Genomic DNA, 12442 nt, shown 5'->3' on the forward strand with positions numbered 1-12442 from the left:
ACGCGTCGATCATAAAAGAATCCGGGCGCGGCGTCATCCCGGGCCCTTGCCGGTACCCGAGCTCGTGCCGGTCGGCGTCACATACGCGCCCGTGCCGTGCAACTGATCTTCGGCCAGCTCCAGTGCGCGCACCGCGCCGCGGCCCTTGCGGGCGAGCAGCATTTCGACCAGCGTCTCGACCACGGCAATGCCCGCCGTAATCGACGGAAAGAACGACGGACTCTCGTGCGAGAACAGCACCGTGGCGTCGGCATCGAGCGCCAACGGTGAGACAGTGGAATCGGTCAGCGCCAGCACCCGTGCACCCGCGGCCTTGGCCGCACGCGCCACGATCAGCGCTTCATTCGAATACGGCGCAAAGCTGATCACGACGACCACGTCGCGCGCCGAGAGCGCCCGCAACTCCATCTCCAGCGTGCCCGCTTCGCCACGAATCAGATGCACCGTCGGGCGAAACAGGCGGTAGATGTACTGGAACGTGAAGGCAATCGGAAAGCACGCGCGAAAGCCCGCCACGTGCACGGTGCCCGCGCTGGCGAGCAACTCCACAGCGGCGCCGAGCGACTGATTGGCCCCCGCTTCGGTCAGGTCGAGATTGTTGTGCTGCACCCGAAACATCTCCGGCACCATGCGCGCGGCGTCGCCTTCGCGGATGACCTGCCGCGCACGGCTCGCATAGGGCTGCGGCCCCAGACGGATCGATTCGAGAAACAACTCGCGCAGACCGTGCCAGCCATCAAAGCCAAGGTGCTGCGCCAGCCGCACGAACGTGGCGGGTTGCACGCCCGCTTCGGCGGCAATCGCGCGCATCGAGCTGATGGGTACCTGCTGCGGGTGGTCGAGCAGAAAGCGGGCGCCCGCCTGAAACTGGGGGCTGAGGTGGGGATAGCGCTCGCGCAACAGAGTGTTGAGCTGGTCGAGCGATTGCGGCAGCACTGAGGCTTCGGTCATTGGGGGAGGGCAACGCGGCAACGTAGGTGTGTAACGATTGTTGCATGAAATGCCACAGGCGCGCACGCGTAATCTCCCAGACGCTTGCTGTGCGGGGAAACGGCAGGTGTGGTAACGCTGTTGCGCGAATGTTGCGATGTTAAAATGCGTGAAACATATGTTGCAAACGACGGACGCTGCGCCTACACTTGGCGACATTGTTGGCGCGTCGCGAACGCTGGCGCGCGCATTCTTTCCGTCAGGGGTTATGGCATGACTCACGTGTTTCACCGCAATCCGCGCCAGACGCTGCCCGTTGCCGTCGGCGGCGAGGGGATCGAACTGATCGACAGCACCGGCAAGCGCTATCTCGACGCCTGTGGCGGCGCGGCCGTGTCGTGCCTCGGGCACGGCCATCCGCGCGTGATTGAAGCGATGCAGCAGCAGGCCGCGCAACTGGCCTATGCGCATACCTCGTTCTTCACGACGGAAGTGGCCGAGCAACTGGCCGACACGCTCGTCGCCAGCGCGCCCGGCGATCTGAACCACGTGTATTTCGTGAGCGGCGGTTCCGAAGGCGTCGAAGCGGCGCTCAAGCTGGCGCGTCAGTACTTCGTCGAAATCGGCCAGCCGCAGCGCCAATTTTTCATCGCCCGCCGCCAGAGCTATCACGGCAACACGTTGGGCGCTCTCGCCATCGGCGGCAACGCCTGGCGCCGCGAGCCGTTCCTGCCGTTGCTGGTGCCTGCGCATCACGTCTCGCCGTGCTTCGCCTACCGCGAGCGCCATGAGGGCGAGACCGACGACGCCTACGTGCAGCGCCTCGCCGACGAACTGGAAAACAAGATTCTCGAACTCGGCGGCGACACCGTGATCGCGTTCGTGGCGGAAACCGTGGTCGGTGCCACCGCCGGGGCGGTGCCGCCGGTGGGCGACTACTTCAAGCGTATCGGTGCCGTGTGCGACAAGTACGGCGTGCTGCTGCTGCTCGACGAAGTGATGTCGGGCATGGGCCGCACGGGGTATCTGTACGCCTGCGAAGAAGACGGCGTCGTGCCCGACATTCTCGTGATCGCCAAGGGGCTTGGTGCGGGCTATCAGCCCATCGGCGCCATGCTCTGCTCTGACAAAATTTACAACGCCGTTGTCGACGGCTCCGGCTTCTTCCAGCACGGTCACACGTATCTGGGCCACGCCATGGCGTGCGCGGCGGCGCTGGCGGTGCAACGCACAATTGCCGACGAGCATCTGCTCGATAACGTCAAGGCGCGCGGCGAGCAATTGCGCACCCGTTTGCGGGAAGTCTTTGCCGATCACCCGAACGTGGGGGACGTGCGCGGCCGTGGCTTGTTCGTCGGGGTCGAGTTCGTGGCCGACCGGGCGACCAAACAGACGCTGCCGGCGGCAGACAAGATGAACGCCCGTCTGAAGGCGGCTGCCAAGGCGCGCGGCCTGTTGATCTACCCGATGGGCGGCACCGTCGACGGCGTGCATGGCGACCATGCGCTGATCGCGCCGCCGTTCATCTGCCAGCCGAAGGACATCGACCGGATCGTCGAATTGCTGGCGGCGGCCGTGGCCGACGTGACCGGTGTTTCGGCAGGGGCTGTGGCATGACGCGCGCCTACGCGCTGGCGGTGGCCCCGAACGGCGCCCGCCGCACGCACGCCGATCACCCGGCACTGCCGATGACGCCCGACGAGCTTGGCGCGTGCGCCAAGGCGTGTCTCGACGCGGGCGCGGCCATGATTCACCTGCACGTGCGCAAGGCCGATGGCACGCATAGCCTCGAAGTGCCCGATTACGTGGCGGGTATCGCGGCAGTGCGCCGCGCCGTCGGCAATGCGCTGGTGCTTCAGGTCACCACCGAAGCCGTCGGCATCTACACCCCCGAACAGCAGATCGCGACGGTGCACGCACTGCGCCCGGAAGCGATTTCCGTGGCACTGCGCGAAGTGCTGCCCGACGCTGCACACGCTCCGGCGGCCGAGGCGTTCTTCGAATGGCTGTGGCAGGAGAACATCGCCACCCAGTACATCCTGTACGACGCCGAGGACGTGGCGCACTACTGGCGCCTGCGCGCCAAGGGTGCGATTCGCCCGGGCCGTCATTGGGTGCTGTTCGTGCTCGGGCGGTATAGCAAGGGGCAGTTGTCGGCCCCGTCGGATCTCTTGCCATTCCTTTCGGCGTGGCAGGCCGGTGGCGAGAATGCCGGCGCCACGCCTTGGGCGATGTGCGCCTTCGGTCCGCGCGAGGCGGAATGTGCGCTGGCGGCGGTGTTGCAGGGCGGCCACGCCCGCATTGGTTTCGAGAACAACCTGTATTTGCCCGACGGCAGCGTTTCGCCGGGCAATGCCGCTTCGCTCGACGTGTTGCGTGCCGCCGCAACCCCGCTGGCATTGGCGCCGATGTCCGCCGATGGGCTGCGCGAGCTCACCCGTTGAGCCATCCCTCGGGGGAAACCCCGGGGAAGACGCGAAATAAGGCCAAATAGACGTTTTGACCGCCGCCGCCCGGGGGTGCCGCTGTAATAGAATCGGCGTTACCTCAAAAAGCCTCGTGTCGCCCTGTGCGGCGCCGGGCGCGAACACCGACACGGGAGCGCGGCGTGAAACACTGGTCGATCCGACATCGCATTCTGGCCAGTTTTGGCCTGATCCTCGCATTGATGGCGCTGATGGCCGGCGTCGCCTACACGCGCCTCGCCGCCATTGAGCGCGAAGCGTTCAGCGTGGAATCCGACTCCACCCCGGGCCTCTACTACAGCACCATGCTGCGCGGCGCGTGGTTCGAGAGCTACCAGTTGCTGCAACAAGTGGTCGCCATCGACGACAACGACAAGTCGCGCGCCGTCGACCTCGACGCGCTGCGCGCGGCAGACACCAAGATCGACGGCTGGATCAAGGACTACGGCAACACCGTCAACCGTGCGGTCGACCGCATGCAATACGACGAAGTGCGCGGCGTTCGCCAGCAATACGGGCGCATCGGCAACGAAGTGCTCAAGCTCGTGGCCAACGGCCAGATGCCCGCCGCGCGCGCCATGCTCTCCGAACAGCTGTACCCGGAATGGGGCCGTGGGCGCGCCGCGATCCAGCGGCTGGTCGACACCAACAAGACCTTCGCCGACGAAGCCACTCACAATATTGCCGAGGCAGTGACCGCCGCGAAGGCCACGCTGCTTATCACGCTGGCCGTCGCCTTGGGCTGTGCGGTGCTGTGCGGCTGGCTGCTGTTCAAGGCGGTCAGCGTGCCGCTCGCGAACGTGATGCAGATTCTCGAAGTCATGCGCTCCGGCGACCTGACCAAACGTCTCGATCTGGACCGGCGCGACGAGTTCGGCGCGCTCGAAGCGGGCTTCAACCGCATGACGGACGAGTTGACCGGGCTGGTCGGACAGGCGCAGAAGTCGGCGCTGCAAGTGACGACCTCCGTGACTGAGATTGCCGCCACCTCGCGTCAGCAGCAGGCCACGGCCTCCGAGACGGCCGCCACCACCACGGAAATCGGCGCGACTTCGCGCGAAATCTTCGCCACCTCGCGCGACCTCGCCCGCACCATGACCGAGGTCGCCGGTGTTGCCGACCACGCGGCGTCGCTGGCCGGTACCGGCCACGTTGGCCTCACGCGCATGGAAGACGCGATGCGTCACGTGATGGAAGCGGCCGGGTCGGTGAACGGCAAGCTGGGCATCCTCAACGAGAAGGCCGGCAACATCAATCAGGTCGTGATCACCATCACCAAGGTGGCCGATCAGACCAATCTGCTCTCGCTCAATGCTGCCATCGAAGCCGAAAAGGCCGGTGAGTACGGCCGCGGGTTTGCCGTGGTGGCGACCGAAATTCGCCGCCTCGCCGATCAGACGGCGGTCGCGACCTACGACATCGAGCAAATGATCAAAGAGATTCAGTCCGCGGTGTCGGCCGGTGTGATGGGCATGGACAAGTTCGCCGAGGAAGTACGTCGCGGCATGGACGAGATGCGTCAGGTGGGCGATCAGCTCGCGCAGATCATTGCGCAGGTGCAGACGCTGCCGCCGCGCTTCCAGGTCGTCAACGAGGGCATGCAGGCGCAGGCCACCGGCGCCGAGCAGATCAATCAGGCACTGGTGCAGCTCTCGGAGGCTGCGCAGCAGACGGCCGAGTCGTTGCAGCAGTCGAGTCAGGCTATCGAAGAGCTCAATCACGTCGCCAACGGACTCAAGAGCGGCGTGTCGCGTTTCAAGGTGCTGGCAAGCACGCCCAACGGGCTGGTTTGATTGCCACGCGCATTTTGACCATTCGCGGACACTGCCATGCTGTTCCTGCGCTTTGCCATTGCCACCGATCACTACGTCATTGAAGCCAGCCACGTGGCCGAGGTGCTGCCGTGGCTCGCGCTCAAGCGCCTGCCCGCCGCCCCCGCTTGGGTGGCCGGTGCGTTCAGCTATCGCGGCGAGCCGGTGCCGGTACTCGATCTGACTCATCTCGCGACGGGCACGGCTGCGCCCGCGCGCCGCTCGACCCGTCTCGTGCTCGTGCACTATCCCGAACCGGGCCCGCACGCGCGGCGTCTGGGCGTGCTCGTAGAGCGGGCCACCGATACTTTGCGTGCCGACGCGCAGGCGTTCCGCGCGAGTGGTGTCGACTTGCCTGAGGGCCGCTATCTCGGCCCTGTCCTCGATACGGAGGAAGGACTGGTGCAGTGGGTACGGGTGGACCAATTGCTCACCGACGAAGCGCGTGCGTTGCTGTTCGACGCGGCACGTGACGCTTGCGATGCGCTCGAACACGACACACCGCCGGAGGCCGCGTCATGAGCCCGGTGCAACAGATCGAGCGCTTGCTGCGCGACACGATGGGGCTCGACGCCGGCACGCTCGGCGCGAATGCCATCGAGCGTGCCGTGCGTGCCCGGCTGGCGGTGCTGTCTCCCGAGACAAACGACACGTCGACCTACTGGCAACTGCTGCAACAGTCGCCGCAGGAATTGCAGGCACTGATCGAAGCGGTCGTCGTGCCCGAGACATGGTTTTTCCGGCATCGCGAGGCGTTCACGGCGCTTGCGCAGATGGCGACCGAAGAACGCGTGGCACGACGCGGCACCGTGCGCGAAGGACAGGCCTTGCGACTGCTGAGCCTGCCCTGCGCTACTGGCGAAGAGCCGTACTCGATGGCGATGACGTTGTTCGACGCGGGCTTTCAGGTGGGTGATTTCACCATCGATGCGCTCGACATCAGCGAGCGCGCGCTCGCGATTGCACGCGAGGGCACGTATGGACGCAATTCGTTTCGCGGGCCGGTCGCCAATCTGCTGTTCCGAGATCGTTATTTCACGCCGCAGGGCGAGACCTATCGCGTGAATGGCGCGCTGCGTCCGCCCATTCGCTGGCATGCGGGCAACCTGTTCGACCCGGCGCTCGTCGACCGGCTGGGTACGTTCGACTTCGTGTTCTTCCGCAACGTGCTGATCTATTTCGACCGTGAAGGCCAACGCCGCGCGATTGCCGCACTCGAGCGGTTGATGCGCATGGGCGCGACGCTGTTTGCCGGACCGGCCGAAGGGGGCGCGCTCACGTCCAACGGTTTATCGTCGACGGGGCACGTGCAGGCGTTTTCATTCCGGCTGGCAGGCCCGCAGCGCGAGGTGACGTCGACGCCGGCCGGGGCAGCGCCCCTCACGGGCACGCTTGCGACGTTCAGCGCGCCGTCTCCGACTCGCACGTTCGACGCGATTCAACACCGGCGCGGGCATGCTGCGCAGGTGACGCCGGCGTTTCTCTCGCCGTCCGCTACACCCGCTACACCGGTTACACCGGCAACACCCGCTACGCCTGCACCCCGGTCTACGCCGACGGCAACACCGGCTGCGCCCACCACCCCGCGCGCGGGTGGCTCAGCGTCGGGCCGTCAAGCGACGCAGACTCCCGATATCACGCGGCAATTGCAAGAGGCGCAGACGCTGGCCGATGCCGGCGATTTCGCGCGTGCCATTGCGTTGTGCCGAACGGTGCTCGCTACCGACCGTGCCAATGCGCAGGCGGAGTATTTACTGGGGCTGGTAGAAGACGCGCGCGGCGACGCGCAGCAGGCCCTCGTGCATTACCGCCGTGCTCTCTATCTCGATCCGGGCCACTACGAAGCGCTGGTGCATTGCGCAGCACAACTCGATGCGCGAGGCGATGCGGCTGGCGCACGTCGCCTGCGCGAGCGTGCAGAGCGCGCCGACCGGGCAGAGCCGGCAGACCGCACGGCAGACCGCACCGCAGACGCCCCTCATGATGCGCACCGCCACGGGGCCAGACATCGATGACTGACATGACGAACACCACGACCGGCGAACCGCCGCGCGAACCCGCATTGCAAGACAGCCCCGAGGCGGGCCGTCTCGCAGGCGCGCGCCGTGCTGCGCAGTCGAGCCTGTCGAGCGACGGTGCCCTGCATCGGCAGGCGGCCGAACTGCTCGACCGGTTGCCCGTCGTGCCTGCCGACCCGGCACCGTGGCGTGCCGCCGCACACGACGAATCCGCGTCGCGCGGGGCGGCGCTGCTGCTGTTCCGTCTGGCGGATGAATGGCTGGCGCTGCCGGCCTCCGTTATCGAAGAAGTTTCGCCGATGCGCGCGTGGCACACGGTGCCGGGGCATCGGCAGCGCGCGCTGCTCGGGCTGGTCAATTTGCGCGGTGCGCTCGTGCCCTGCGTGTCGCTGGGCGAATTGCTTGGCGTGCAGCCCGCCGCGCAACCGCTGGCGACACCCGCGAACACGTGGCGCACCAGCACATCGCGCCTGTTGGCTATGCGTCATGGCGCGCATCTGAGTGCCTTCCCGGTCACGGAGGTGCATGGCACGGTGACACCCGCGAGCAGCGCGTTGGGCACGGTGCCCGCGACGGCACTCGGCGCGTCCGACGGCTTTGCGCATGCGGTATTGCATTGGCGCGAGCGCGTCGTGGGCTTGCTTGACCCGGCGCGTGTGGGCGCGGCTTTCGACCGGAGCCTCGGATGAGCGACGATCTGCAAAACGCCTCGTTACTCGATCTGTTCCGGATGGAAACGGAGACGCAGGCACAAGTGCTCGGCGACGGACTGCTCGCGCTGGAGCGCACGCCGACCGACGCCACGCGGCTCGAGGCGTGCATGCGCGCCGCGCACTCGCTCAAGGGGGCGGCGCGCATCGTCGGTGTCGACGCCGGTGTGGCGCTCGCTCACGTGATGGAAGACGCCTTTGTCGCGGCGCAACGCGGCACGCTCCGGCTGGACACCGCATACATCGACAAGCTGTTGCAGGGTGTCGATCTGCTCATGCGCATGGCGCACCCGCCGGGTGGCGATATGGGGTGGGCGCAAGGCGCGGGTAAAGCGGAGATCGACACGTTTGTCGCCACGCTGACGGCGCAACTTGCCGAGTTGCCTGACGCGTTGCCGGAGAACATCACGGGCGCCGCGCCAGAAGCGTTCGACTATGCGAGCTACGGCTTGTCGTCGCAGGACGCGCAACCGGCAACGCCCGCACCGTCGGCATCATTGACCGGCATCGGACAACCCCAATCGACAGGCGAGCCGATCGCACCCGCATTGGCATCGCTGAGCGAATTGAATCAACCCCATGAGGCTGACAGCATCATGGGACTGCCGGGTGCCTACGATGCCGACGACCGGCATGACGCGGGCGAAAGCGACAACGCTGCCCGTGCGCTGCGCGTGTCTGCCGACACGTTGAACCGCCTGCTGCGGTTGTCGAGCGAAGCGCTCGTGGCCTCGCGCTGGTCGCAACCGTTTGCGCAATCGTTGCAGCGGCTGAAGCGTCATCAGCACGAAGCGGGCGAGGCGCTCGACCGCATGAGCACGTCGCTGACGCACGCGGCCAGCAACGATGAAGACCGTCAGACGCTTTTGAGTGCGCTCGCGGACCTGCGCCGCGCGCTCGGCGTCGGCAGTCAGCTGCTCGGCGAGCAACTTCACGAACTCGATCAGTTCGACCGCCGCTCGACACAACTCTCGCAGCGCCTTTACGACGAAGCACTCGCCTGCCGCATGCGCCCGCTCGGCGACCGGCTGGGTGGTTTCGCCCGCATGGTGCGCGATCTCGGCCGCTCGCTCGGCAAGCCCGCGCAACTCGATATTCGCGGCGCCGATACGCAAGTTGATCGCGATATTCTCGATCAACTCGAAGCGCCGCTCGGCCACCTGCTGCGCAACGCCGTCGATCACGGTCTGGAAAGTCAGGCACAGCGCCTCGCAGCGGGCAAACCGGCGCAGGGCAAGATTACGCTCAGTGCGCGCCATAGCGCCGGGCTGCTGCTGGTGAGCGTCGCCGACGACGGCGCAGGCATCGATCTCGACCGGGTGCGCGCCGCGGTCGTGGCACGAGGTCTGGTGACGATGGAAACGGCGCAGCGGCTCGACGATAACGAACTGCTCGAATTCCTGATGCTCCCCGGCTTTACGCTGCGCGACACCGTGACCGATGTTTCGGGGCGAGGCGTGGGGCTGGATGCTGTGCGCGCGATGGTCGCTGCTGTGCGCGGCACGGTTCGCATCGAGCACTCACCGGGGCGCGGCACGAAGTTCGTACTGCAACTGCCGCTCACGTTGTCGGTGGTGCGCAGCCTGCTCGTGGAGATTGGCGGCGAACCCTACGCGTTGCCGCTGGCGAGTCTGTCGCGCACGCTTGCCCTCGCGCCCGAGCATATCGAAATGCTCGAAGGCCGGCCGCACTTCACGCTCGACGGCCGCCAGATCGGTGTCGTCAGCGCGCGGCAAGTGCTCTACGGCAGCGAGCCGGTCGCGGCACCGGGTGCCCAGCCGGTCGTGGTGATCGGTGACGGCGAAGCGCGTTACGGACTGGCCGTCGACAAGTTTCTCGGCGAGCGCATGCTCGTCGTGCAGCCGCTCGATGCGCGGCTGGGCAAGCTGCCGAACATTGCGGCCGGTGCGCTGGCCGAAGACGGCACACCGTTGCTCATCATCGATCCGGCCGACTTGTTGCGCTCCATCGCGAAGGCCGTAGAGACCGGCTCGCTGGAGCGTCTGCCCGCCCGTGCGGCGCAGGGTGGCGTGGCGTTGCGCAAGCGCGTGCTGGTGGTCGACGACTCCTTGACCGTGCGCGAACTCGAACGCAAACTGCTGGCCGCGCGCGGCTACGACGTGAGTGTGGCCGTCGACGGCATGGACGGCTGGAATGCCGTGCGCAGCGAGACGTTCGACATGGTGATTACCGACGTCGACATGCCGCGCATGGACGGCATCGAGCTCGTGACGCTGATCAAGCGCGACGCGCGCACGGCCGATTTGCCGGTCATGATCGTTTCATACAAAGATCGCGAGGAGGATCGTCAGCGCGGGCTCGATGCCGGTGCGGATTACTATCTCGCGAAGGGCAGTTTCCACGACGACGCGCTCCTGCGTGCGGTGGTGGATCTCATCGGGGAGGCGCAGTGATGAAGATCGGTATCGTGAACGACTCGGTCATCGCCGTAGAAGCGCTACGCCGCACGCTCGCGCAGCGCCCGGGGCTGGAGGTGGCCTGGGTGGCTTACGACGGCGCGCAGGCGGTGTCGATGTGCGCGCCGGTGCCGCCGGATCTCGTGCTGATGGATCTGGTGATGCCGGTGATGGACGGCGTGGCGGCCACGCGCGAGATCATGCGCCGCACACCGTGCCCGATTCTGATCGTGACCTCCGACGTGGGCCATCACGCAAGTCTGGTGTTCGACGCGATGGGCGCCGGTGCGGTCGACGCGGTCGACACGCCGGTGCTGGGCGGTTCCGATCTGGCGCGTCCGGCGTCTTCCTTGCTTTCCAAGATCGATGCGGTGGCCGCACAACAGGCCGAGGCCAACGCCGTCGTGCCGGTCGCGCCCGTCGTGCCGCCGATCACGCCACGCACCGACGCGCTGATCGCCATCGGCGCATCGGCGGGCGGACCCGCCGCGCTGGCGACGTTACTGGGCCGTTTGCCCGCGAATTTTGCGGCCGGGGTGATCGTCGTCCAGCACGTGGACGACGCGTTTGCGCCCGGCATGGCCGCATGGCTCGATCAGCAGACGCCGCTCACTGTCCGGCTGGCGCAAGCAGGCGATCGACCCGTGGCGGGGGAAGTGCTGCTCGCGGGCGGCAACCGGCATTTACGACTGGATGCGAGCGGGCGTTGCGCGTATTCGGACGAACCCAAGAGCGCTGTGTACCGGCCCTCCATCGATGTATTTCTACAAAGCGTGGCCGAATGCTGGCGCGCCCGTGCGGTGGGCGTGCTGCTCACCGGTATGGGACGCGACGGCGCGGCCGGGCTGGGTGCCATGCGCACGCGCGGCTTCATCACCATCGCGCAGGATCGCGCGACGAGTGCCGTGTATGGCATGCCCAAGGCGGCAGCGGAGGCTGGCGCGGCTTCCGAAATCTTGCCGCTCACGACGATCGCGCCGCAATTGATTACGCTGTTTGGCACTGTTTGACAGGACGCACACCATGACGACAACCCCACGCCAACCCACGCCGCCAGCCGCGCTGCCGACCGGCTCCGAGAGCAGCCTGAACGATTCGTCGGCGATGGTGTTGCTCGTCGACGATCAGGCCATGGTCGGGGAAGCGATTCGCCGCGCGCTGGCGGGCGAGGCGAACATCGACTTCCACTACTGTTCGAACCCCGACGAAGCGCTTCGCGTGGCCGAACAGACGCGCCCGACGGTGATTCTTCAGGATCTGGTGATGCCGGGCACCGACGGCCTGTCGCTCGTGCGGCAGTACCGGTCGAGCCCGCTCACGCGCGATATTCCGATCATCGTGCTCTCAACCAAAGAAGAGTCGACGATCAAGCGCGAAGCGTTTGCGGCCGGTGCGAACGACTATCTGGTCAAGTTGCCCGACACCATCGAACTGGTCGCGCGTCTGCGCTATCACTCGCGCTCGTACATGAACCTGCTGCAACGCGACGAGGCCTACCGGGCGCTGCGCGAGAGCCAGCAGCAGTTGCTCGAAACGAATCTGGAACTGCAACGGCTCACGCATTCCGACGGGCTCACGGGGCTGGCCAATCGCCGCTACTTCGACGAGTACTTCGGCGCGGAATGGCGCCGCGCGCTGCGTGAACAGCGCGAGCTGGCGTTGTTGATGATCGACGTCGACAACTTCAAGATCTATAACGACACCTATGGCCACATCGCGGGCGACGACGTATTGCGCCGCGTAGCCCAGACGCTGGCCGATTCGGCGACGCGTCCCGCCGATCTCGCCGCGCGTTTCGGCGGTGAAGAGTTCGTGATGGTGTTGCCGAATACGTCGTCGGCCGGGGCCGCGATCATCGCGGAGAAGGTGCGCGCGCAGATCGATGCGATGGGCATCCCGCATGTGGGCTCGGCCAATGGCCGTAATGTGACGATCAGTCTCGGCGGTGCGGCGCTGGTGCCGCGCACGCACATGGCGTCGACTTCGCTCATCGAGTCGGCGGATCTGGCGCTCTATCGCGCCAAGCAACAGGGCAAGAATCGCGTGGAGATGCAACCGGGCGTCGCGTAATGCGCGATGCGTGACGTGTGA

General features: G+C 66.5%; 10 protein-coding genes. 9 read left to right on the top strand and 1 reads right to left on the bottom strand.

The features are described from left to right. Positions 1–33: 33 nt before the first annotated feature. Complete coding sequence (locus tag PIN31009_RS00980) at positions 34–951, bottom strand: MurR/RpiR family transcriptional regulator (RefSeq protein WP_150789017.1); 918 nt, start codon at positions 949–951, stop codon at positions 34–36. A gap of 252 nt (positions 952–1203) precedes the next feature. On the opposite strand from PIN31009_RS00980, the gene PIN31009_RS00985 reads away from it, so the two are divergent. The 9 genes from PIN31009_RS00985 to PIN31009_RS01025 all read left to right on the top strand — a co-directional run bounded on the left by PIN31009_RS00985 (position 1204) and on the right by PIN31009_RS01025 (position 12421). Further along, the gene (locus tag PIN31009_RS00985) at positions 1204–2547 is read left to right on the top strand and encodes an aspartate aminotransferase family protein (RefSeq protein WP_150789018.1); all 1344 of its coding nucleotides are present in this window, start codon (positions 1204–1206) and stop codon (positions 2545–2547) included. After that, positions 2544–3374: a beta-keto acid cleavage family enzyme gene (locus tag PIN31009_RS00990; RefSeq protein ID WP_150789019.1), complete on the top strand. Its 831-nt coding sequence runs from the start codon at positions 2544–2546 to the stop codon at positions 3372–3374. Before PIN31009_RS00985 ends, PIN31009_RS00990 begins: the two co-directional genes overlap by 4 nt. Before the next feature lie 164 nt (positions 3375–3538). After that, positions 3539–5188 (top strand): methyl-accepting chemotaxis protein, encoded by a 1650-nt coding sequence (locus PIN31009_RS00995; protein ID WP_150789020.1) that lies wholly within the window; start codon positions 3539–3541, stop codon positions 5186–5188. Between the two features lie 36 nt (positions 5189–5224). Beyond that, positions 5225–5728 carry a chemotaxis protein CheW gene (locus PIN31009_RS01000; RefSeq protein ID WP_150789021.1) on the top strand — a complete coding sequence of 168 codons (504 nt, stop codon included), beginning with the start codon at positions 5225–5227 and terminating at the stop codon, positions 5726–5728. Beyond that, a complete protein-coding gene (locus tag PIN31009_RS01005) occupies positions 5725–7221 on the top strand; it encodes a CheR family methyltransferase (protein WP_150789022.1) in 1497 nt (498 codons plus the stop codon). The genes PIN31009_RS01000 and PIN31009_RS01005 overlap by 4 nt, the downstream gene beginning before the upstream one ends. Before the next feature lie 5 nt (positions 7222–7226). Then, on the top strand, positions 7227–7913 hold the full coding sequence (locus tag PIN31009_RS01010; RefSeq protein WP_174995935.1) for a chemotaxis protein CheW: 687 nt from the start codon (positions 7227–7229) through the stop codon (positions 7911–7913). Continuing rightward, a complete protein-coding gene (locus tag PIN31009_RS01015; protein WP_150789023.1) occupies positions 7910–10348 on the top strand; it encodes a hybrid sensor histidine kinase/response regulator in 2439 nt (812 codons plus the stop codon). Before PIN31009_RS01010 ends, PIN31009_RS01015 begins: the two co-directional genes overlap by 4 nt. Beyond that, on the top strand, positions 10348–11361 hold the full coding sequence (cheB, locus tag PIN31009_RS01020) for a chemotaxis response regulator protein-glutamate methylesterase (protein WP_150789024.1): 1014 nt from the start codon (positions 10348–10350) through the stop codon (positions 11359–11361). Before PIN31009_RS01015 ends, cheB begins: the two co-directional genes overlap by 1 nt. 13 nt (positions 11362–11374) lie before the next feature. Next, positions 11375–12421, top strand: a complete 1047-nt coding sequence (locus PIN31009_RS01025) for a diguanylate cyclase (RefSeq protein ID WP_425495449.1) — start codon at positions 11375–11377, stop codon at positions 12419–12421. Positions 12422–12442 lie beyond the last annotated feature (21 nt).

It is taken from the genome of Pandoraea iniqua (assembly GCF_902459685.1).
Lineage (GTDB): Bacteria > Pseudomonadota > Gammaproteobacteria > Burkholderiales > Burkholderiaceae > Pandoraea > Pandoraea iniqua.

Bases quoted from the DNA above. Each gene is read 5' to 3' on its own strand.
- PIN31009_RS00980 (WP_150789017.1), bottom strand. From the start codon at position 951: ATGACCGAAGCCTCAGTGCTGCCGCAATCGCTCGACCAGCTCAACACT.
- PIN31009_RS00985 (WP_150789018.1), top strand. From the start codon at position 1,204: ATGACTCACGTGTTTCACCGCAATCCGCGCCAGACGCTGCCCGTTGCC.
- PIN31009_RS00990 (WP_150789019.1), top strand. From the start codon at position 2,544: ATGACGCGCGCCTACGCGCTGGCGGTGGCCCCGAACGGCGCCCGCCGC.
- PIN31009_RS01000 (WP_150789021.1), top strand. From the start codon at position 5,225: ATGCTGTTCCTGCGCTTTGCCATTGCCACCGATCACTACGTCATTGAA.
- PIN31009_RS01005 (WP_150789022.1), top strand. From the start codon at position 5,725: ATGAGCCCGGTGCAACAGATCGAGCGCTTGCTGCGCGACACGATGGGG.
- PIN31009_RS01010 (WP_174995935.1), top strand. From the start codon at position 7,227: ATGACGAACACCACGACCGGCGAACCGCCGCGCGAACCCGCATTGCAA.
- PIN31009_RS01015 (WP_150789023.1), top strand. From the start codon at position 7,910: ATGAGCGACGATCTGCAAAACGCCTCGTTACTCGATCTGTTCCGGATG.
- cheB (WP_150789024.1), top strand. From the start codon at position 10,348: ATGAAGATCGGTATCGTGAACGACTCGGTCATCGCCGTAGAAGCGCTA.
- PIN31009_RS01025 (WP_425495449.1), top strand. From the start codon at position 11,375: ATGACGACAACCCCACGCCAACCCACGCCGCCAGCCGCGCTGCCGACC.